The 20347-nt window shown below is 69.9% G+C and carries 20 protein-coding genes; 8 read left to right on the top strand and 12 right to left on the bottom strand.

Translation table 11 applies throughout. The features are described from left to right. Positions 1–6: 6 nt before the first annotated feature. The 5 genes from HDC31_RS18585 to HDC31_RS18565 are packed head-to-tail and all read left to right on the top strand — an operon-like array spanning position 7 to position 4044. Positions 7–999, top strand: a complete 993-nt coding sequence (locus tag HDC31_RS18585) for an ROK family protein (RefSeq protein ID WP_197429162.1) — start codon at positions 7–9, stop codon at positions 997–999. Next, the gene (locus tag HDC31_RS18580; protein WP_179516407.1) at positions 996–1940 is read left to right on the top strand and encodes a 1-phosphofructokinase family hexose kinase; all 945 of its coding nucleotides are present in this window, start codon (positions 996–998) and stop codon (positions 1938–1940) included. The genes HDC31_RS18585 and HDC31_RS18580 overlap by 4 nt, the downstream gene beginning before the upstream one ends. Then, on the top strand, positions 1937–2791 hold the full coding sequence (locus HDC31_RS18575) for a class II fructose-bisphosphate aldolase (RefSeq protein WP_113681734.1): 855 nt from the start codon (positions 1937–1939) through the stop codon (positions 2789–2791). The genes HDC31_RS18580 and HDC31_RS18575 overlap by 4 nt, the downstream gene beginning before the upstream one ends. Beyond that, the gene (locus tag HDC31_RS18570) at positions 2791–3567 is read left to right on the top strand and encodes a DeoR/GlpR family DNA-binding transcription regulator (RefSeq protein ID WP_058630848.1); all 777 of its coding nucleotides are present in this window, start codon (positions 2791–2793) and stop codon (positions 3565–3567) included. The genes HDC31_RS18575 and HDC31_RS18570 overlap by 1 nt, the downstream gene beginning before the upstream one ends. 33 nt (positions 3568–3600) lie before the next feature. Beyond that, a complete protein-coding gene (locus tag HDC31_RS18565; RefSeq protein ID WP_113681733.1) occupies positions 3601–4044 on the top strand; it encodes a type II toxin-antitoxin system PemK/MazF family toxin in 444 nt (147 codons plus the stop codon). Between the two features lie 258 nt (positions 4045–4302). Here the strand turns inward: HDC31_RS18565 and HDC31_RS18560 are convergent, their stop codons facing one another. The 4 genes from HDC31_RS18560 to HDC31_RS18545 all read right to left on the bottom strand — a co-directional run bounded on the left by HDC31_RS18560 (position 4303) and on the right by HDC31_RS18545 (position 9725). Further along, entirely contained in the window at positions 4303–6753 is a 2451-nt protein-coding gene (locus HDC31_RS18560; RefSeq protein WP_179516406.1) for a CHAT domain-containing protein, read from the bottom strand. A gap of 213 nt (positions 6754–6966) precedes the next feature. Next, positions 6967–8535, bottom strand: a complete 1569-nt coding sequence (locus HDC31_RS18555) for a S8/S53 family peptidase (RefSeq protein ID WP_113681123.1) — start codon at positions 8533–8535, stop codon at positions 6967–6969. A gap of 57 nt (positions 8536–8592) precedes the next feature. Next, a complete protein-coding gene (locus tag HDC31_RS18550) occupies positions 8593–9048 on the bottom strand; it encodes a hypothetical protein (protein ID WP_113681124.1) in 456 nt (151 codons plus the stop codon). Beyond that, the gene (locus HDC31_RS18545; RefSeq protein WP_231589697.1) at positions 9045–9725 is read right to left on the bottom strand and encodes an RNA polymerase sigma factor; all 681 of its coding nucleotides are present in this window, start codon (positions 9723–9725) and stop codon (positions 9045–9047) included. The genes HDC31_RS18550 and HDC31_RS18545 overlap by 4 nt, the downstream gene beginning before the upstream one ends. 70 nt (positions 9726–9795) lie before the next feature. Between HDC31_RS18545 and HDC31_RS18540 the strand changes: the two genes are divergently transcribed. Beyond that, a complete protein-coding gene (locus tag HDC31_RS18540) occupies positions 9796–10014 on the top strand; it encodes an SCO4848 family membrane protein (protein ID WP_113681125.1) in 219 nt (72 codons plus the stop codon). Positions 10015–10038: 24 nt separating this feature from the next. Here the strand turns inward: HDC31_RS18540 and HDC31_RS18535 are convergent, their stop codons facing one another. Further along, entirely contained in the window at positions 10039–11406 is a 1368-nt protein-coding gene (locus tag HDC31_RS18535; protein WP_113681126.1) for an MFS transporter, read from the bottom strand. A 74-nt stretch (positions 11407–11480) separates the two neighbouring features. Here HDC31_RS18535 and HDC31_RS18530 point away from each other — a divergent pair, with 74 nt between their 5' ends. Beyond that, positions 11481–12071 (top strand): helix-turn-helix domain-containing protein, encoded by a 591-nt coding sequence (locus HDC31_RS18530; protein ID WP_046748094.1) that lies wholly within the window; start codon positions 11481–11483, stop codon positions 12069–12071. A 5-nt stretch (positions 12072–12076) separates the two neighbouring features. Here the strand turns inward: HDC31_RS18530 and HDC31_RS18525 are convergent, their stop codons facing one another. The 7 genes from HDC31_RS18525 to HDC31_RS18495 all read right to left on the bottom strand — a co-directional run bounded on the left by HDC31_RS18525 (position 12077) and on the right by HDC31_RS18495 (position 18738). Beyond that, a complete protein-coding gene (locus HDC31_RS18525; RefSeq protein ID WP_113681128.1) occupies positions 12077–13201 on the bottom strand; it encodes an aromatic acid exporter family protein in 1125 nt (374 codons plus the stop codon). A 147-nt stretch (positions 13202–13348) separates the two neighbouring features. After that, complete coding sequence (locus tag HDC31_RS18520) at positions 13349–14035, bottom strand: hypothetical protein (protein WP_113681127.1); 687 nt, start codon at positions 14033–14035, stop codon at positions 13349–13351. Beyond that, positions 14035–14949 (bottom strand): ABC transporter ATP-binding protein, encoded by a 915-nt coding sequence (locus HDC31_RS18515; protein ID WP_061015282.1) that lies wholly within the window; start codon positions 14947–14949, stop codon positions 14035–14037. The genes HDC31_RS18520 and HDC31_RS18515 overlap by 1 nt, the downstream gene beginning before the upstream one ends. Then, complete coding sequence (locus HDC31_RS18510) at positions 14946–15335, bottom strand: GntR family transcriptional regulator (RefSeq protein ID WP_046748097.1); 390 nt, start codon at positions 15333–15335, stop codon at positions 14946–14948. The genes HDC31_RS18515 and HDC31_RS18510 overlap by 4 nt, the downstream gene beginning before the upstream one ends. Positions 15336–15633: 298 nt before the next feature. Further along, positions 15634–16122: a GbsR/MarR family transcriptional regulator gene (locus HDC31_RS18505; protein WP_179516405.1), complete on the bottom strand. Its 489-nt coding sequence runs from the start codon at positions 16120–16122 to the stop codon at positions 15634–15636. A 10-nt stretch (positions 16123–16132) separates the two neighbouring features. Further along, positions 16133–17758: an ABC transporter permease subunit gene (locus HDC31_RS18500; protein ID WP_308472286.1), complete on the bottom strand. Its 1626-nt coding sequence runs from the start codon at positions 17756–17758 to the stop codon at positions 16133–16135. After that, positions 17752–18738, bottom strand: a complete 987-nt coding sequence (locus HDC31_RS18495) for an ABC transporter ATP-binding protein (RefSeq protein WP_113680151.1) — start codon at positions 18736–18738, stop codon at positions 17752–17754. The genes HDC31_RS18500 and HDC31_RS18495 overlap by 7 nt, the downstream gene beginning before the upstream one ends. A gap of 90 nt (positions 18739–18828) precedes the next feature. Here HDC31_RS18495 and HDC31_RS18490 point away from each other — a divergent pair, with 90 nt between their 5' ends. After that, entirely contained in the window at positions 18829–20139 is a 1311-nt protein-coding gene (locus HDC31_RS18490; protein ID WP_179516404.1) for a class I SAM-dependent methyltransferase, read from the top strand. The last annotated feature ends 208 nt before the right edge of the window (positions 20140–20347 follow it).

Below are 20347 nucleotides of genomic sequence, written 5' to 3'. Positions count from 1 at the left end.
CCGACCATGACCCGAGCTGACGGGACGACCGACGTCCCCGACGTCGAGCGGGATGCCGCAGGGGAGAAGCTCGCCGCCGTGCGGACTCTCGGCGGCGGCGCGCCCGTGCTGGCGTTCGACGTGGGCGGCACCGACATTAAGTCGGCCCTGTTCGATGCCGACGGCACGGCTCTCGGGCTGCGCCGCACGCCCACGCCGATCGCCGAGGGCGATCGCACGCAGGTGCTCCTCGACCGCCTCGAGGTGCTGGCGGGAGAGCTCCGCGCCGCGCACCCCGACGTCGTGCCGCAGGCCGTGGGGCTCGTCGTCCCGGGGATCGTCGACGCGGATGCCGGGCTGGGGGTGTTCGCGAGCAATCTCGGATGGCACGACTCCCCGTTGCGCGATCTGGCCGCAGAGCGTCTCGGGCTCCCCGTGGCGTTCGATCACGACGTGCGTGCGGCGAGCTGGGCGGAGCGACGACTCGGCGGTGCGCGTGACTACGCCGATGCGGTGGTGCTCGTGATCGGAACCGGGATCGCGGGTGCCCTGCTCGTCGGGGGCGTCCCGTACACCGCGGGAGGATATGCGGGCGAGATCGGGCACTCCCCGATCGCGGACGGGCCGATCTGCGCGTGCGGCGCTCGCGGCTGCCTGGAAGCCGTCGCCTCGGCCGGAGCCATCGCCCGTCGCTATCAGGAGGCGACGGGAATCTCCCCCGAGGGGGCGAAGGACGTGATCGCGCGCGCGGCCGCGGGCGATGAGACCGCTGCGGAGATCTGGAACTCGGCACTCGACGCTCTGACGATGTCGCTGGCTCAGCTGACCGCCGTCGTGGCGCCGGAGGCCGTGGTGATCGGAGGCGGGCTGTCGCGTGCCGGCGGCGCCCTGTTCGACGAGCTGCGCACGCGCTTGGCCGCGCGCCTCAGCTTCCACCGCATCCCCGCTCTGGTCCCGGCCGAGCTCTCCGGCAACGCGGGTCTGCTGGGTGCCGCGCTTCGAGCTCGGGAGCTCACGTGATCCTCACCGTCACCCCCAACCCCGCACTCGATCTCACCTGGCGCGTCGACCGACTCGTCGAAGGGGGAACGCACCGCGCGGACCCCGGAGCGGCGCGCGCGGGTGGCAAGGGGCTCAACGTCGCCCGCGTGGCCCATGCCGAAGGGACCGAGGTGCTCGCGGTCACCACCGTGGGCGGTCGGGTCGGCGAGGAGTTCGCGGAGGAGCTGCGGGCGAGCGGCGTCCCGCACGCCCTGGTGCCGGTCGCCGCCGAGACCCGTCGCAGCATCGCGGTGGTCGATGAGGCACTCGGCGACACCACGATCATCAACGAACGCGGCGTGAATCCGACCGACGTGGAGTGGGCGGCACTGCTTGCCGAGGTGGTCGAACGGCTCGCGGGCACCCGGGTGCTCGTCGTTTCCGGCAGTCTGCCGCCCGGTGCGCCCGAGTCGTTGATCCCCATGCTCATCGCGGTGGGAAGGGATGCCGGCGTGCCGGTGATCGTCGATACCTCCGGCCTTGCTCTGCTGCTCGCCGCCGACTCCGGAGCAAGCGTGCTCAAGCCGAATGCGGCCGAGCTGGTCGAGGCCACCGGCATCGCGGACCCGGTCGACGGAGCCCGATCCCTCATCGCCAGGGGCGCGGAGCTCGTGCTGCTCTCGCTCGGCGCCGAGGGCATGCTCGCCGTCACCGCGGCCGAGCTCGTGCACGCGCGCCTGGACGAGCCGCTCTCCGGCAACCCGACGGGTGCGGGCGATGCCGGTGTCGCAGCGTGCGCCGTGCTGTACGCCGCCGGGGTGCGCGACCCCGAGCAGATCCTCCGCCGTGCCACGGCATGGTCCGCCGCCGCGGTGCTCACGCCACTCGCGGGCGACATCTCCTCACGCTGGACCGAGCTCGAACAGCACTTGCGCATCTCGCGCCCCGACCCTGAATCCTTCCGGAAGGACCCCTCGTGACCCTCGTCTCCGCTCGCGACCTCGTCTCCGCGGCATCTGCTGCCGGCACGGGCATCGGCGCTTTCAACGTGATCCATCTCGAGACGGCGGAGGGCTTGGTTCGGGCAGCCGCGCTCGCACAGCTCCCCGTCATCCTGCAGATCTCCCAGAACTGCGCCGACTATCACGGTGGGCTCGAACCCATCGCCCTGGCGACTCTCGCGGTGGCACGGCGCGCGCAGACCCCCGTGGCTGTGCACCTCGACCACGCCGAGCGGCCGGAGCTCGTCGACGAGGCCATCGCGCTGGGCTTCGGCTCGGTCATGTTCGACGGCGGGGCGCTGCCCTACGACGACAACGTGGCGCTCACGGCGGCGGTCGCGGCGCGTGCGCACGAGGCCGGCGTGTACGTCGAGGGTGAGCTCGGCGAGGTGGGGGGCAAGGACGGAGCCCATGCGCCCGGTGTGCGCACCGACCCCGACGAGGCGCGGGCATTCGTGGCAGCGACGGGAGTGGATGCTCTCGCGGTCGCGGTGGGCTCTTCGCACGCGATGACCGACCGCACCGCCTCTCTCGACCTCGACCTGATCGGGCGCCTTCACGAGGCTCTCCCCGTGCCGCTGGTGCTGCACGGATCGTCCGGTGTCGCGGATGCCGTGATCGCCGATGCCGTGCGAGCCGGCATGACCAAGATCAACGTCTCCACGCACCTGAACGGCTACTTCACGCGCGCCGTCCGCGAGAAGCTCGACGCGGACGAGCGCCTGGTCGACTCCCGCAAGTACCTCGCGCCGGCCCGCGATGCCCTCGCGGACGAAGCCGCGCGCATGCTCCGGCTGTTCGCGTTGCAGACGACGGAAGCCGTGGCCTGATGAAGCGGGCCGCCCGGCTGAACGCGATCCTCGACCTGCTGGCTGCGAAGGGCGAGGTGACGGTCGAAGAGCTCGTCGAGGAGTTCGAGGCTTCGTCGGCGACCACGCGTCGCGACCTCGATACGCTCGCCGAGCAGCGCCTGCTCACCCGGACGCATGGCGGTGCGGTAGCGCAGACGGTCGCCTATGAACTGCCCATCCGCTACAAGAGCCACCTGCGCACGCATGAGAAGGCCAGCATCGCGCAGACCGCCGCCGGCCTGGTCGCACCCGGCATGGTGGTCGGGCTCTCCGGCGGCACGACCACGACCGCGATCGCCGCTGCCTTGGCCGCACGGGACGACCTCGCGGGGAGCGGTGGCATCACCGTGGTAACGAATGCCGTGAACATCGCTGCCCAGCTCGCCACGCGCCCCGACATCAAGGTGGTCGTCACCGGTGGCGTCATCCACTCGCGCAGCTACGAACTGGTCGGTCCGTTCGTGGAGCAGCTGCTGCGCGGAGTGCGGCTCGACATCGCCTTCATCGGTGTGAACGGGATGGACGCCGTCGCCGGTGCGACCACACAGGACGAGCGCGAGGCCGCGGTGAACCGGATGATGGCCGAACGCGCGCGCCGAGCGGTCGTGGTGACCGACGGCAGCAAGCTCGGCGTCGAGGCGTTCTCGACCGTCGGCGGCGTCGAGCTCTTCCCGACCGTGATCACCGACGCCGGGGCTGACACCGAGGTGCTCGCAGCGCTCCGCGCGGCTGGATACGCGGTGCTGGTCGCCTGACGCCGCCGCACGGAGCGCGGTCATACTCAAAGTATGACTACGACGATCAAGGTGAGCGACGACCTGCGCGACCGGCTGAAGGAGCAGGCCGCGCGTGACGGTCTCACTCTCGGCGCGCATCTCGCTCACCTTGCCGACGCGGAGGACCGCCGTCGGAGACTGCAGTCGCTGAAGCATGCGATCGAACGGACGGCTGCGGCCGACAAGCAATCGCATGCTGCAGAAGCCGTGGCCTCGGCTGGATACTTGGATGCCGTGACCACGCTGGCCATCGTGCTGCCGATCACGACGACCGACCGGGGCTGGCCGAATCACGTCGTCGTGGACGGGCCGAGCGGACTGGACCGGCCGTCGTGGATCATGACCGAGCAACCTCGCACGCTTTCCCGCGACCGCCTCACGGGGACGGCAGGTGAGGTCACGGAGGAATGCCTGGCCTCGGTACGCGTCTGGCTCGGCGACTTCCTCGAGCTCTGAAGAGCGTCGCTCCCCCGGCACACCCCAAGGGCCCCGACGTCCCCAGATCGTCGAGGCCCTCTGAGGGTGCCGCGGCGGCCTGCCGCATCATCCTCGAGCAGATGGTGTCCGTGTCGTGTTCGCGCTCCCCAGTGCGCATGATCCCCAGATCCGACTGCGCCTCCCTCGCGCCTCTCCCTTCGAGGCCCTTCGCATGGCACCTTCCGAAGAACAGGAGCGAGCGGCCTCCCTTCTGATACATCGAATGGAGGAAAAGTTTCAGAATCCGCTGCCGTGGCACTGGAACGGGGCGCTCAGGCCGGTCTCGGCGGATGCCCGCGCGAGCGCGACGGCCGGTGCGGCACCTTCGGACAGGCCGGTGTGCACGGCGCTGAGGAGCTCGGCCGCGACGTCATCCGGAACGGCGACGGGGGCGGCGATCACGCAGTCGGCACCCGCGTGCAACCACACCCGCGTCATGCCCAACGCCTCTTCGCCCCACCGCACCGAGGAGCGCCCGAGCTCGCACGCCGACAGGATCACGGTCGACGGGACCTTCGGGATCAGGTCGACGTCGTAGCCGAACAGCACGCCGTCCGCGAGCTCGAAACCGGAGAACAGGGGGTTGTCCACCGCGTGCCTGCCGTGAGCCGCGATGTGGAGCACGTCGGTGGCCGCTGCGAGCTCGGTGACGGCGGCGACCGTCGCGTCCGAAGGCACCAGGATTCGCGGAGTGCGGCCGGTTCCCCGCCAGGTCGCCGCCGCGCGCTCGATCTCGTCGGCGGCGCGCGCTACCCGGGGCCCGGCGGCGAAGCCGATCATCGACGGTGCCGTCGTCGTGCGAGAGGGGACGCCCAGCAGGCGGGAGGCCGACGTCGCGAGGGTGAAGGGGACGCCGGAGATTCCGGGGAGCATCGCCCAGGGAACGCCGCCGAGCACACCGGGCACCGTGATCGCGAAGCGAGCTGCGGACGGCGCGGCGGACCTCACCGGGTCGAGCAGCTCCGCGTCGAGGACCGCCAGCCGTGAGGTGAGCGCCCGCTCGGTGACCGCGCCCATCAGTCCCCCACGCGTCAGCGCGGCCATATCGAGATCGGCGCGGAGGCCGTCGAGCGCCGTCTGCACCCGCCGCCACGACAGGTCGACGATGGTCGCGCCGGCCGATGTCGCGACCACGGCCTGCAGGTCGGATCCGGTGAAGATGTATGACAGGACCGCCAGGTCGGGGGCGAGCAGCGCCGTCGCCTCCGCGAGCCCGAGCCGCTCTCTGGTGCCGCCGGAGCCCGTCGCCGCCCACTGCCGCTCGCGTACCCTGTCGCGCAGTTCCCGCACTCTGGCATCCGTCGTCCAGTCGCCCCCGGCCAGCTCGGCGCGCAGCATCCGCAGCTCGGCCAGGTCCACCGCGAGCGACTCATCGTGTGGGGGTCGCACCGGGGCGACCTGCTGGCTGAGGTGGCGCGCACGCTCGGACCACTCGAACAGCGTGGCGGGGTCGCGCAATCGCGCCGCAGCGGAGAGCCCCGCGAACATCAGATCGCTGCCGTGCATCGCGACGGAGGCCTGGAGGTCGAGGGCGCCGAACGCCTGCTGCCAGGCGGTGAGCAGCTCGAGGCCGTCGGCGGCGGCGCGCAGGGCGTCGCGGTCACGGCCGGCAGCCGCGGCGCGCGCGGCACGCACCTCCTGGGCGCGGATGCGCAGCGGTGTCGGGGCGGTGTCGGCGATTCGCGGCAGGCGGCCGGAGCCATCACGGCGTGCACTCAGCCGCAGCCCCGTGGCCTCGGTGTGGAAGCCGCTCCGTTCGAGGGCTTTCGCCGTCCGCGCGAACGCCGCGTCGTCGATGCGGAGATGCGGCTTCGCTCGCTGCTGCGCCTCCAGCCGCACCGCCTCTGCTCGGGCCGCCCACCCGTCGTTCGCGAGCGCGGTGAAGCGTCGCGCTGCGGTGCGTGCTGCGCGTTCGGCTGCGGCAGGATCATGACGCAGGAGAGAGCGAGCCAGATGGAACTCCGACTCGCCTCTGGCCTGTCGCATCCGTTGGGTACCGAACTGGGCGGCGACCTGCTCGAGGAGTGCTTCGGCCTCGGTGGTGAGTCCCGCGTCGCGCAGCACCTCCGCGCGATCGAGGTCGCTGATGGCTGCAGCGAGATCGCTGATCGCGGCGAGCGTCGGGCGGGAACGTGTCATGAGCGTGAGCGCGGTGACGAGGTCTCCTCCGAGCAGGGCCGCGTACCCGAGGTTGTGCCTGGCCTCGGCGAGTGGCTCCTCGTCGCCGTTCGCCTCGTACACGGCCACCGCACGCTGCAGATCCTCGATGCAGGTCTCGAGTTCGCGCTGCTGCATCCGCACCACCGAGCGGTTCATCAGGCAGTTGGCGAGCTCGGTCGTCTCGTCTCCGATCGCGCTGATCGTGTCGATCGCACGGCTGAGTTCGATCTCCGCCTCGGCCAGCCGACCACCGTGCATGAGCAGTGTGCCGAGCTGTCCGCTGAGCACCGCGATGGTCTCGCTCCGCAGACCGGGCCGGCCGAGCGCTTCGCGGCACAGCTGTTCGGCGGCTGCCGGCTCCCCCGTCTGAGCGAGGACGTAGGCGACCGTGCCGTCGATGCGTGCGCGGAGATCGGGGTCGTCGGCGCGGACGGACGCCGCGCCGAGGGCGCGCCGCGCCTGCGCGAACCGCCGGGCGTTCGCCGCCTCGACTCCGCGCCGGTGCAGCTCGATCGCGGACAGGGGCATCCCTCCAGGATGCCGTGCTCCAGGGCTGCGGGGAAGAGCGCGGATCGAGCGCGACACTCGCCGGGAGAAAGTTCATTCGTCGGATGACGCGCCGCGTCCTGATCCGGCATTCGTGCATTCGTCCTGCAGGTGCACCGCCGGACGCCCCGGTCAGCCGCCCGGCACCAGGACGAGCCGCCCGCATCGGTACGGACGGCTCGTCCCGGGGGTGCGTCAGACGGGATCGATCGGGCTCGGCAGCGACTTCAGGACGGCGGCGACCGCCTTCGCCGCAGCGCTGGGGGTCGCTCCGCCGACCGGCACCGTACCGAGCTGCGCGGCGACCCGCGCCGCGACATACGGTGCCGAGAACGACGTACCGCTCCACACCGCGAAGCCCCCGCGGTAATCGTCGGGGTCGATCGTCTCACGGCGCAGACCTTCGACGTCGGCCCTCGTCGCCGCCTGGGCGCCTCCCACGAACGCGGGCGAGGTGCTCACCACCGCCGCTCCGGGTGCGTAGGCCTGCACCCACGGACCGATGTTCGAGAACAGGGCGACCGACTGGCCGGAAGGATTCAACGCTCCGACGGAGACGAGCGGCGCGTCCTTGTCCCGGCGGATGCCGTTGTCCGCGCCCGGCCATGGCCACAGGGATGCCGGGAAGGAGGGGCGATCGATCGCGTCGTTCCCCGCGGAGCACACCACGACGCAGCCGAGTTCGCGTGCCTTGGCGAGCAGCTGGTAGAGCGTGAGGCTGAACAGTCCGTCGGTCGGCGTCTCGTGGTAGTAGCTGAGCGACAGGTTCAGCACATCGATCGGGAAGCCCGTCTTCGGGTTCTCGCGGTGGCGCGCCAGCAGCGTCACGACCTGGGCGACCGTCTCGAGGAGCGTGCTCTCGTCCACGACGCCGAGCGCCCCCGCGACCCGGATCGAGAGGATGTCGGCGTCCGGAGCCGCCTGTCGGACGATGCCCGCGATGAAGGTGCCGTGTCCCGCGACCGCGTCGATCTCCCCGTCGAGCTGCCCGTACAGGTCGGGATAGCGCTCCGGATCGGCGTCATCGGTCAGCCCGACCGGCACGCCGTCGAGGTCGACGGTGCGGGTGACGATGTCAGCGGGAAGCCAGGCGTGCTCGCCGCAGCCGGTGTCGAGGACAGCGACGACGGGTCGTCGTCCGCGCTTGGGGCTGGGACCGCGCACGGGCGCAGGCCCCAACCAGGTCACCGGCTGTCGTGCTCCGCGTCCGGGCTCGAGGTAGTCGTCGCTGCCGCCGGCGCCACCCGCACCGCGCACCGGGTTGGTGCGGGTGAACGGATTGGTGCGGGTGAACGGGTTCGTCCTGGTGAACGGATTGAGCCCGACCGGATCGATGGAGAGCACGTGGTCGAGGCTCGTGCGCGGCATCGTCGAGCGGGACATGCGGCGTGCGCGCTGGAGCACGCGCCAGGCATCCGGTGCGACGGGCGATTCACCGCGCACCGGCTCGTCCGGCGTGCGCAGCCGTGCGCGCAGGAAACCGGGAACTCCCGGCACGAGTTCGCCGTCGACCGCTGAGCGGGTGTCGTCCTCGATCTCGAGCTGCCAGCCGAACGTGTCTGCCGCGTCGCGGAGCGTGCGCACCTCCCGGTCGTAGGCCTCCTCATCGCCGAGAGCGCGGGTGATCAGCAGGCGTTCCGGCAGGTACGCCGTCGGAAACGCACGGATACCGTCCACCGGCTCCGTGCTCGGGTCGAGCGCCGTGCCCCGTCGGATCGATCCCTCCGCGCGGTCCTGCCAGGTCCATCCCTTGGGCTGATCCATGCGTCATCCTCTTCCTGCGGGTGGACCCGCGTCTTCATCGACGGGCGGCGCCCGTGGTCACAGCTCGAACTGCGGGGTCGCCAGTGTGCGCGTCTCGTCCCCGATCACGGTGGTCAGCTGAACGCGCGTGAGGCCGGGCGGGACGTCGTCGAACACGAAGCGTCCGGTCTCCTCCGGCGTGATCGACCTGGTCTTCTCGCCCTGGGTCAGGACGATCTCGGCGGCTGCGGTGTCGACCCAGCCGTCGACGCGGCGGCGTCCGGAAGCCGTCGTCGTCACGTGCAGCAGGATGCTCGTCGATCCGTCGCTGAACTGCAGGGTGAGCGCGTCGGCCTCGCCCCGCACCGCGCCTAACTGTCCTTCGACAAGAGTGAGCAGCGCGTATTCACGGTTCAGCCCGTCGGCGGCGACTGCGGCGACCATGCGGTCGATGAGGCCGGCGGGCATCGGATCGACCTCGCTCCACAGGGAGCGGAGCCGGGCGAACACCTGGGCGTCCTCGTTTTCGGTCATGCGAATCCCCCTGCCTGCGCTGTCGGTGGCGCGTCCAGCAGGGCGCGTAGTTTGGCGAGGCACCGGTTCCGCGTGGGGCCGATGCTGCCGACGGGCATGGCGAGGTCGCTGGCGATGCGGGCGTAGTCCGGACGATCCTCGAAGGCGATCACGCGCAGCAGCTTCTGGCAGCGCTCGTTCAGACGCCGCACAGCCGCCCACAGCCGCCGGTTCTCGTCGCCGAGGGTGGCGTGCTCTTCGGCCGACGCCTGTTCGGGCAGCAGTGTGTCGAGGTCATCCGCTTCGGTCGTGTCGACCTTGCCGTGCGCTTTCGCGACTTTCCAGGCCTCCCGGCGGGCGGTGGTCGTGAGCCAGGCCGATACGGCCCGTGAGTCGCTGATCGAGTCGTGGCCGCGGACGAGTCGCAGCCAGGTGGTCTGCACGACGTCTTCGGCGAGGGTGCGCTCCAGCCCATAGGCGCGCACGACGTGCCAGAGCACGGGCGTCATCAGCCGTACGAGCTCGTCCATCGCGCGGCTGTCGCTCTCGCGCCATGCGTCGAACAGATCCGCGGCGCGCTCCCAGCGTGCGCGCCCGTCGTCCGAGGCAGGATCGTGAGCGGTGCCGGGTGCACCGTCGATCATGAAGCCCATTGTGATCACATCTACCAGGAGCGCGGCAAGGGCTTTCTGATACATGTCTGCATCCAAGAATCCGCGCGGATGATCGTGCGGGGAGGCCCATAGAAGAAGTCGATACCGTTGAGGGGTGATCCCCCTCGCCATCGTGCTGTTCCTCAACGCCGCCTTCAACGTTCTGGTCTGGCCGCAGTTCTACAAGCGCGTGTCCAAAGACCCCCGCGCGCGGGACGAGAACGGCAAGGCCACGGCGTTCCTCAAGGTGCATGCCGTCCTCATCGCGGTCGCGCTCGTGCTGGCTCTCGTGTCCCTGTTGGCGGGGATCGCCGCGCTGACCGGAGCGCTCTAGCGCCGACCGCCTTCTCCCGGGAGCTCAGGCCCTCTCGTACTGCTTCGCGTGCTCGGCCCAGCGGGACTCGACGGGCAGAGCGCGCAGCGCCCGGTTGCCGAGGGCCATCGCCACGGCGACGAGGCAGAGCGCTGCGCACACCAGGATGGTCCACTCCCGGCCGATCCAGGCGAGGCCGAAGCCGGCGATGAGTGGTGCCAGCGGCATCGCGCCCATGCCGAGAACACCGGCAGCGCTGTTGGCACGCCCCAGCAGGTGACTCGGGGTCGCGACCATGAAGTAGCCCATCATGCCGGCATTGAGCGCCGGGACCAGCAGTACCGAGACGCCGAGCACCACGGCGATGATCAGCGGGTCGGTGACCACCGACAGCACGATGGCACCTGCCGAGATCACGGAGAGCCCCGCGATCGCCAGGATTCCGGCCTTGATGCGCGGGATGAGCAGCGGGGCCACCACGGCTCCCGCGAGCATCACGGCGCCGATCGACGCGCTCAGGGTGCCGATCAGAAGCTCGGAATGTCCGTCCTGCTGGAGGGCGTAGATGATGGTGGTGATCGTGGCGTTGAAGCCGAGGTTGATGACCGTCGTGATGAGCAGCACCCCGCCGAGGTCGGGACGGGAGAGCAGCCACCCGAACCCCTCGCGGAGCTCCTTCCACGCGTCGGGCTTCGCCGCGGGCGGGGTCGTCGAGGTGCCGAAACCCAGACCATCCGCCGTGTCCGCGGCGTGTTCGGGCTCGACGCGCCGCGCAGCACGCAGATGGTCTGGGTTTTCGCCCGCATCGACCACTCCGGCGCGACGCGCCTGACGCCCCAGCATCCACGCGGTCAGGGCCGCGATCACGTGGCACAGGGTCATGACCACACCGACGAGCCAACCGCCGACGCCGAGCAGCAGACCACCGAGCGGACCACCCGCCAGCTGGAGAGCGGCATCGCGCCCCTGATTCGCGGCCTGTGCGCGCCCCATCGCGTCGTCGGGAACGATCTCCTTGATGGCGCTCTCGCCCGCAACGTCGAAGAGTCCGCTGCGTGCGGCGAGCAGCACGTCGACCACGAGCAACGACCCGAAGGTCAGGGCGTCCCCCAGGGCGAGAAGCGTGAAGCCGCCAGCCAGCACGATGCCGATGAGCGAGCCGAGGAGCATCAGCGCGATACGGCGATGGCGGTCGGCCAGCACGCCGCCCGCAAGGGTCGTGAGGAGTCGGGCCGCCATCCCGACCCCGCCGATGATGCCCGCCTGAGCGGGGTCGTTCGTCACGATCAGAGCGAGCAGGGGGATCGCGAAGGCGAAGAGCGCGCCGGCGAGCCCCTTGCTCGTATCGCTCACCAACCAGGTGAGGTAGCGCGTGTTCCGCCACAGGCGATGAGGCTCGGTGAGGGTGGTCATGCGTCGAGATTAGATGCGCAAGAAGTATTGCGCAAGGCTTATTGCGCAATTGGAAGTGCGGGTAGGATCGGGGGATGACGGAGGATCGCACGAAAAGCGCGCGCGATGACCCCGCCTGGATGACATCGGCCATGCTGAAGGCCTACTCGCACCCGCTTCGGCGCCGGATGATCCGCCTCTTCGCCCGGCGGGACTTCCTCCGCGCAGCCGACATCGCCGCGGAACTGGGCGTGCCGGCGAACAGTGCCAGCTTCCACCTGCGCGCGCTCGCCGATGCCGGGCTGATCGAAGAGGCGCCGGAGAAGGCCCGCGATCGACGCGACCGCGTCTGGACGGGGCACAAGGGTCCCCTCAATGTGGGCGGCCCGGAGAGTCCGGTCGCCGACGAGGAACTCGGCAGCGCCGTGATCGCCGCGCTGGTCGAGGATCACCACGACCTGATGCGCCGCGTGACAGCCTGGACTCCCGAATACGTCGCCGGTCGCACGGCAGAGGTGCATGCCGCCTTCACTCAGCGCACGATGCGGTTGACCGAGGCCGAATTCGACGACCTGATGGTGAAGATCAACGACGTGATGAGCGCTGCCGACGATGCGCACGATGACACCGACCCCGATGGCCGCTATTGGCAGGTGGATGTGATCGCCGCCGACGACACCATCTGACGCGGCTACTCGACCTCCTCTTCCCTCTTCTCGGAGGGGGAGCCTGTACCGCTCAGGATCAGGATGCGTCGCAGGTGCATCGCGGTGAGCACTCCCGGACCCATCGACCGTCGGACGTCGACCGTGCGGTCGTCGACGGTCTCGAGGAGCAGCCGGATCGCCCGCGCCGCCTCGGCGCGCACGCGGTGATCCTCGCTCGAGGAGGCATCGCCGTGCGCGATCACTTCGGCCACCGCATGGCACGCGGCCGACAGCGGACCCGGGAGGGCGGGGTCGAGCGCGAGCCCTGCCGGCCGCTCCCAGATGGTGTCGGCGATCTCGTCGGCGATGTCGCGGATGAGGTGGCCGATGCGATCGAGGGCGGCGAGCTCATCGTGGCTCTGCTGGATCCGCGAGCGGTGTCCCTTGGCGCGAGGATTGCCGCGGCGACTCTCCTCCGCTTCGGTCAGGGCCGCCCTCAACTCCGAGGAGGTATCGGCCAGCGAGGCCGCGTCATCAGCCCACTGCTCGTGCTCGGGAGGCCACGACTCCGAGACCGCCGAGCCGATGTCGTGCAGATGCGCGGCCAGCTGCTCGCGGAAGTCGGCCACCCGTCCTGCTGCTGCCATGGTGAGCGGCGCCGGCGCGATGACCAGGTTCACCACCAGGCCGACGACCACCCCGACCGCCATCTGCGTCAGATACCCGAGCGAGTAGTCGTCGGCGTTCTGTCCGCCGATGATCAGCACGAACAGGGCGGCCATCGGCACATACTCGCGACCGACGCCGAACCAGCCCGTGCCCGACACGAGTACGCCGAGGCCGACGACGAGAGGGATCGACCACCAGGTCGGACCCACCGTGATCACGATGAGTGTCGCGAGGCCGATTCCGGTGGCCAGCCCGAGTAAGGTCTGCAGACTCGATCTCGCCGAGCCCATCAGAGTCGGATACATGCTCACCAGCGCGCCGAGCGGAGCGTAGTAGGGGTACTCGTCGGTGACACCGGGCATGTGCGGTGCGATCGCCCAGGCCAGCCCGACCGCGAGCATCGTCTTCACGACGAGCAGGAGCCGCGCGGGGAGCACGGCCTCATGCAGCGAGCGGGCGATACCCGAACGGCGGGCCCGCAGACGGGGAGGGATCTTCACGCGCACCGAGCGTAGTGACCGTCGCGGCTCTTCGGCACCCGGTTGCTTCCGCCGTGCTCCGAAGCTAGGGGGATCCGCTGACGAAAGCCACGATGCCGCGACCGCACGGGGTGTGCGGTCGCGGCATTCGTGTTCTCTCGCGGAGGATCAGGGGATAGTCCTGCGGAACGCGAGGAACGACACTCCCGTGAAGACCGCGGTGAGCACGAGACCCCACAGCGCCAGTCCCACCGCCCCGAGGTCCATGATCGCGGCGCCGACGTGGTTCCACAGGTCGAGCCGGGTCGCCAGGAAGACGAGGCCGATGAGCACCAGCGCCAGCCCGATGCCCACGATGAGCAGGACCAGCTGCCCCCAGCTCTTGTAGATCGTCGCGCCCGTGAACCCGAGCACGAAGAAGAACAGGGCGAGTGTGAAGTAGACGACGAAGGCGCCGAGGGGCCCGGCGTCCCACAGCCACGGCAGGTAGAAGACGTAGCCGTTCACGCCGTAGCCGTTCGTGGCGACCTCGATGCCGCCGCCGATCAGGAACAGGATTCCCATGAGGGCACTGCCGAGGACCGCCGTCAGCAGCGTGCCGAAGAAGAACTCCCTGCGGGTGATGCTCATGGCCTGCGAGAACGGGAAGGTCAGGGTCATCGCCGACATGCCGATCGCGAAGAAGTACCAGAGGGGCGCTTGGCCTCCGCCGCCGTACTTGGGGGTGTCGACCGGGATCATCGCGTAGATGATGATCGAGATCACGACGGCAGCCGCGAGGATGATCAGCGGGTACCAGACGAAGGTGCCCTTGTTGATCAGCTGCAGGCGGACGACGTTGAATGTGCGTCGCATCAGCGCACCTCCTCTTTCGCTGCGTTCTCTCTCGTGGAATCGGTCGCGACCTTCTGCGTGAGCCGCACGACCAGCTGCTGCAGCGAGACGGGTGCGAGGTCGAGTCCTGACGCGGTGATCTCGGCGCGATCCTCCGACGACACGGCACCGAGGACGGTGACCGACGCGACCCGGCCGAGCGACTCCCGGTGCAGCACCTCCCGCGCACCCACCCAGGCATCGACCTTGGCGGCGTCGCCCACCACGGTCACGGCGCGTTCGCGGACCGCATCCGTGTCTTCGTTGAGCAGGATGCGCCCATCGTCGATCACGATGACCTTCTCGATGAGGTTCGACACCTCGTCGATCAGGTGCGAGGACAGGATGATCGTGCGCGGATGCTCCGCGTAGTCCTCCACCAGTCGGTCGTAGAAGATCTGTCTGGCGACCGCGTCGAGACCGAGATACGGCTCGTCGAAGAAGGTGATCTCGGCGCGCGAGGCGAGACCGATGATGACCCCGACTGCGGACAGCTGGCCGCGCGAGAGCTTCTTGATCGTCTGCTTCATCGGCAGCTGGAACTCGGCGATGAGCTCGTCGGCGAGCGCCTGGTCCCAGTTCGGGAAGAACAGGCTCGCAGCCTTGAAAGCGTGCTTGGGGTACGCGTCGTCCGGATACTTCTGGCTCTCGCGGACGAAGCAGATCCGACTGAGCACGTGCGCGTTCTCGTACGGGTGCTCGCCGAAGACCTTGATGGTTCCGGATGATTCGAAGTTCTGCGCGGTGAGGATGGACATGAGCGTGGTCTTGCCTGCACCGTTCCGGCCGAGGAGGCCGTAGATCGCGTCTCCCTCGATGGCGAGCGACACGTTGTCGAGTGCTCGCTTCTCCTTGTAGCGCTTGGTGAGGTTCTGCACCTCGATGACGGCGGTCATGCGGGGGTCTTCCCTTCTGCGTCGATGGTCAGTGCGGCGCGCTGCCTGAGCAGTGCCGCGAGATCTTCCGCGCCCAGCCCGAGCGTGCGGGCTTCGGCGAGGAGCGGGTCGATGTAGCGATCGGCGAACGCGGCGCGGCGCTCGCCGAGGAGCAGCTCCCTGGCACCGTCGGCGACGAACATGCCGATGCCTCGGCGCTTGTAGAGCACTCCCTTGTCGGTGAGCATGGCGACTCCCTTCGCTGCGGTGGCGGGATTGATCCGGTAGAACGCGGCGAGCTCGTTGGTGGAAGGAGCCTGCGCCTCCTCGCTGAGTGTGCCGTCGACGATCGAGTCCTCGATCTGCTCGGCGATCTGGAGGAAGAGCGGCTTGCCTTCTTCGATCACGAGTCCTCCGCGTGGTTCGTGGGTTAGTTACTTAACTAAGTAACCATATAACTCACGCGGGTGTCAAGGGGCTCGTCGCTGGTGCCAAAACCCAGACCATCCGGTGTCCGCTCGGCGCGTTGGTATCCGCCTCCGGGGAGACACGTCGGGCGCGGACGAATGGTCTCCGTTTTGGCAGGAGTGCGCGGGCGCGGGTGCGGGTGTGCGAGGAAGGTGTGGGTGTGGGTGTGGGTGTGCGAGGAAGGTGTGGGTGTGGGTGTGGGTGTGGGTGTGGGTGTGGGTGTGGGTGGGGCGAGGGTCAGGAGTCGCGGCGGAGGGCGCGCCAGTCCTCGACGATCTGCAGCATGCGGGTGGAGAGGAAGCGGAAGAACTCGGCGAGCTCGATCGCGCGGTCGTGGGCGCCCTGATCGTCGTCGTGCTCCGCGGCGATCTCGTCGATGTACTCGGAAAGGCGCGAGTACACCGGCATGTTCCCGACGATCGAGCTGTAGAACGGATCGTGCACGAACTCGTAGCGGTCGCGCCGGTCGCCGGGGCGCGATCGACGCTGGATGAAGTGCAGCTGCTGCAGGTAGCGCACCGCGCCGGAGACGGCAGCGGCCGAGACGCCCAGACGCTCGCCGAGCTGCGCGGCCGTGTACCCGCCCTCGGGAGCGGCGATCAGCGCCATCATCACGCGCGCAGGCATCCGCGGCATCCCGGCGGCGGTCATCATGGCGGCGGCCTGCTCGGCGGATTCCGTCCCGCGGTGGGAGTCGGGCGAGGGTGCGTCGCGGTCGTCAGGCATCGTGCTCCTCCTAGGCTCCGGGGGCGAGCTCACGGCGTCGCATCAGGGTCAGGGCTCCTGCGCCTCCCGCGACCAGGGCGAGCACGAGCCACCACAGGCCGCGCACATCCACGCCGCTGCCGTCCACCACGGGGGTCACCCCGAAGGGCGAGAGGTTCATCGTCCATTCCGGCAGTCCGAACAACGGACCGAACATCCCGAACAGGGTCGCCAGCAGGACGAGGCTCCACGATACGGCCGTCGTCGCGCGGGGGAGCAGCACGAAGGCGAGCGCGGTGAGGACGGCGAAGACCGATGCGGCGAACGCCTGGCCGAGCCCCGCCACCGCCACGATGCGGTACAGCGATTCAGCGCCGCCGTTCACCCGGATGCCGACCCACCCGGCGAGCACCGCGGCGGCGACCACGATCAGCACCGCGACCACGCCGACGATCACGTAGTCGGCGAGCCAGCGCACACGACCGACCGGGGTCGCCAGCACGGCCTCGGCTGTGCCGTGCGCCTCCTCCTGCCGTGCGCGCACCACGATCTGCACGGCGCAGCACGCGGCGAGGATGCCGAGAAGGGTGAAGAACACGGTGACCACGACCTCGTCGAGCCCGCCTGTCGCTCCGCCGATCTTGGTCAGGATGTCGGCCACGGCCGGGTTCTCGCCCGAGATCCGGTCGACCAGTCCGCTCAGGGTGGTGGCGAGGATGCCGGTGATCGCTCCGCCGACCGCCCACCCCACGATCGCCCCGGACGTGAGCCGCCACACCAGGGCATGCGGCGAGGTGAGCGCGGGCCGTGCCGAGACCCTGCCGGGGCGCTCCGCGACGAAACTCGCATCGATGTCTCGCATCGACTGCACGGCGACGGATGCGCCGGCGAGCACGAGTCCGAAGGCCAGGCCGAGCAGCACCGGCCAGACCAGGTCGGAGTCGTAGGGGCGGGACTGCTCCACCCACCCGAAGGGGGACAGCCACGCCGGCCACGCGCTCGTGATGCGGGTGAGATCGTCGCTCGGGGTGCCCGCCGCGTTGCCGATGCCGCGGATCAGGAACATCGCCACGAGCGCCCAGACCGTCAGGGAGTTCGCGCCTCGAGAGGTGCGCAGAAGCTGCGCCGCGAGGAGGCCGACGCCGAGGAACGCGATGCCGCAGGACGCCGCTGCGGCCCCCGCCAGGACCGATCCTGCGAGCGGAAGGCCGGTGGCGACCAGCGCGAGCGCCGTGAGCAGGGCCAGGGCGACGTTCGCGAGGACCCCGTGCGCGATCGTCGCGACCGTCGGAAGGCGGCGCCCGGCGGGGGTGGCCCAGACGAGCTCAGCCCGTCCTGCCTCCTCGTCGCCCCGGGTGTGCCGCACGGCGAGGAATGTGCTCATGAGGGCGGCGAGGAACGCCAGCCACGGCAGCACCTCGAAAGCCAGGAACGCCCCTTCGGACGTGCCGGACGGCAGCCCGCGGAACATCAGGATCACCGGATTCGCGAGCGCGGCGGCGAGGATGTTCTGCCGGTCGGCAAGAGTCGAGTAGGACTGGCTGACACCGGCGTATCCGGCGAAGGCCATCAGGGCCGTACCGACGATCCACAGCGCGAGCTGCAGCCGATCGCGGCGCAGTCGCTGTCTCAGCAGCACGCCGAACGTGGTCACCACGCACGGTCCTTCAGCGCGCGGCGGGTGGAAGGCACTTCGTGCTCCGCCTCGCCGTTTTCGGCCGCTTCGAGGCCGGCGAGGTCATCGCCGTAGTGGCGCAGGAACAGCTCCTCGAGCGAGGGCGGGGCGACGCGGAGGTCGCTGATGCCGAGGGTGGCGAGTGTGGGGAGAACCGTCGCCGTGCGATCGCTGTCGACGGAGAGGCGGATGCGGTCGCCCTGCTGCACGGGGTCGTGCACGTCCGGGATGCGGCCGACCTGTTCGAGGGTGGCGCCGGCGGAGGCGAACGACACGTCGCTGCGGGTGAGGTGACGCAGCTCCGCCAGGGTTCCCGCCTCCACGACGCGGCCCGCGCGGATGATCGACACCCGGTCGCACAGCTGCTCGACCTCGCTCATGATGTGGCTCGACAGCAGCACGGTCGCGCCGTTCGCGTGGGCGCGGGCCACTTCACGCTGGAAGATGACCGCCATCAGGGGATCGAGTCCGCTGGTCGGCTCATCGAGGACGTAGAGGTCGGCAGGCACGGCGAACGCCGCGATCAGAGCGACCTTCTGCCGATTGCCCTTCGAGTAGGCGCGGCCCTTCTTGCGCGGGTCGAACTGGAACGCGTCCATCAGGCGCTTCTTCTCGTGCTGGTAGGCGGCGTCCTTCGCACGGGCGCCGCGCAGTCGTGCGAGCAGGTCGACGGCCTCGCCCCCGGACAGGTTCGGCCAGACGCTGACGTCTCCTGGCACGTAGGCGATGCGTCGATGCAGGTCGACGGCGCGATCCCAGGGGTCTTCGCCGAAGAACTCGACCTCACCCCCGGTGCGCCGCGCGAGGCCGAGGAGGATGCGGATGGTGGTCGACTTGCCCGCGCCGTTCGGGCCGAGGAACCCGTGCACCTGGCCCTGCTCGACGGTGAGATCGAGGCCGTCGAGGGCGTGCATGTGGCCGTAGTGCTTCGTGAGATTGCGGGTGGCGATGACGGTGGTCATGCGCGGGAGCGTACGCCCGATTCACAAAGTCGTGAATCGGGCGAAAACAACACATGCGAAATCCTTACGACGCCCGCGTACAGTGGGCTGGTGCCGGAGTTCCCCTACAGTCGCCTGCGCCGCTGGCCCGACGTCGAGGCGGACAACCTGCAGGCATATGACGCGACCGACCTGCTGCTCGTGGAACGGGCGCTCGCGCTCGACGTGGACGGCTCCGAGACGGTCGTCATCGGCGACGAGTACGGCGCGATCACGCTTGCTCTTGCCGCGGCAGGGCGCCACGGCATCCGGGTGCATCAGGACCTCGCGACCGGTCGCATGGCACTGCAGCGCAACGCCGAGGAGCTCGGGCTTGCGGGTGCTTCCGGCCGAAACGGAGACGACCTCAATGGGGCAGGGCGCGTCGCGGGGCAACCCGCCGAGCGTGAGACGGATGGTCTGGGTTTCGGCCGACTGTTCCACCCGCACGAGCTCGATGCCGACCTGCTCACCGGCGCGAAACTGGTGCTGCTGCAGCTGCCGAAGTCGCTCGCGGAACTCGAGGAGATCGCCGACGCCGTGGCCCGCTGGGCTGCTCCCGACGTGGTGCTCGTCGCCGGAGGCCGCGTGAAGCACATGTCCCTCGGTCAGAACGAGGTGCTGGGGCGGAGCTTCGCGCATGTGCAGGCCCAACGCGCCGAGCGGAAGTCGCGACTGATCGTGGCCACGGAGCCGCGCCCCGCCGCCGCGGACCGGCCGTTCCCGGTGGCGGCGCAGCACGAGGGGCTGACGCTGGTCGCCCACGGAGGCGCGTTCGCGGGGCCGCGCCTCGACATCGGAACCCGAGTGCTGCTGGAGGTGCTCGGCCTGACCGGTGCACAACTCCGCAAGAATGCCCCGGATCGACCAGATTCGCACCGGAACCGGCCGGAAGACGGACGTTCCTCCGGAGTTGTTCACGACGCTGCGGCCCGACGTGTGCTCGACCTCGGCTGCGGCACCGGGGCGCTCGCCGTCTCGTATGCCCTCGCGCACCCCGAAGCGCAGGTGACGGCCACCGACCGGTCTGCCGCTGCAGTGGCATCCGCCCGCGCGACGGCGGCTGCGAACGGAGTCGCCGACAGGGTCACGGTCACCCACGACGACGCCGGCTCCGCGCGTCCCGATGCCTCCTTCGACGTGGTGCTCCTGAACCCGCCGTTCCACCTCGGCGCGAGCGTGCACACGGGAGCGGCGACGCGGCTGTTCGAGGCCGCGGCGCGTGTGCTCCGGCCCGACGGAGAACTCTTCACGGTGTACAACTCCTCCCTCGCCTATCGCCCTGAACTCACCCGGCTGGTGGGGTCGACCGAGCAGGTCGAACGCACCCCGAAATTCACCGTCACACGCAGCATCCGGAGCGCGCAGACCTCGGATTCCTGACCGCGGAACCACCGCGGGAGGGATTGTTGAATACCCGTGCAATCCCCCGGTCAGCCACCGAAACGAGGCCACCCCGCGCGACCGGGATTTGCCCCTGATCGGCCATTTCGTTACGTTGGTCTGTGGGCCTGACGGCCCGAAGACCAGTCCGCGACCACGTCCTTCTTTCGATGAGCTGTGCTGCGAAGAGGCGTGGACGTACGGTCGA

The organism is Microbacterium sp. JAI119, assembly GCF_013410135.1.
Lineage (GTDB): Bacteria > Actinomycetota > Actinomycetes > Actinomycetales > Microbacteriaceae > Microbacterium > Microbacterium oxydans.
This window is presented reverse-complemented; position numbering and strand designations above follow the sequence as displayed.

Excerpts from the sequence above, each read along its gene's own strand:
- HDC31_RS18530 (WP_046748094.1), top strand. The coding sequence starts at position 11,481 with ATGACGGAGGATCGCACGAAAAGCGCGCGCGATGACCCCGCCTGGATG.
- HDC31_RS18495 (WP_113680151.1), bottom strand. The coding sequence starts at position 18,738 with ATGACCACCGTCATCGCCACCCGCAATCTCACGAAGCACTACGGCCAC.
- HDC31_RS18535 (WP_113681126.1), bottom strand. The coding sequence starts at position 11,406 with ATGACCACCCTCACCGAGCCTCATCGCCTGTGGCGGAACACGCGCTAC.
- HDC31_RS18585 (WP_197429162.1), top strand. The coding sequence starts at position 7 with ATGACCCGAGCTGACGGGACGACCGACGTCCCCGACGTCGAGCGGGAT.
- HDC31_RS18505 (WP_179516405.1), bottom strand. The coding sequence starts at position 16,122 with ATGCCTGACGACCGCGACGCACCCTCGCCCGACTCCCACCGCGGGACG.
- HDC31_RS18520 (WP_113681127.1), bottom strand. The coding sequence starts at position 14,035 with ATGCGACGCACATTCAACGTCGTCCGCCTGCAGCTGATCAACAAGGGC.
- HDC31_RS18560 (WP_179516406.1), bottom strand. The coding sequence starts at position 6,753 with ATGCCCCTGTCCGCGATCGAGCTGCACCGGCGCGGAGTCGAGGCGGCG.
- HDC31_RS18515 (WP_061015282.1), bottom strand. The coding sequence starts at position 14,949 with ATGACCGCCGTCATCGAGGTGCAGAACCTCACCAAGCGCTACAAGGAG.
- HDC31_RS18570 (WP_058630848.1), top strand. The coding sequence starts at position 2,791 with ATGAAGCGGGCCGCCCGGCTGAACGCGATCCTCGACCTGCTGGCTGCG.
- HDC31_RS18545 (WP_231589697.1), bottom strand. The coding sequence starts at position 9,725 with ATGTATCAGAAAGCCCTTGCCGCGCTCCTGGTAGATGTGATCACAATG.
- HDC31_RS18565 (WP_113681733.1), top strand. The coding sequence starts at position 3,601 with ATGACTACGACGATCAAGGTGAGCGACGACCTGCGCGACCGGCTGAAG.
- HDC31_RS18555 (WP_113681123.1), bottom strand. The coding sequence starts at position 8,535 with ATGGATCAGCCCAAGGGATGGACCTGGCAGGACCGCGCGGAGGGATCG.
- HDC31_RS18550 (WP_113681124.1), bottom strand. The coding sequence starts at position 9,048 with ATGACCGAAAACGAGGACGCCCAGGTGTTCGCCCGGCTCCGCTCCCTG.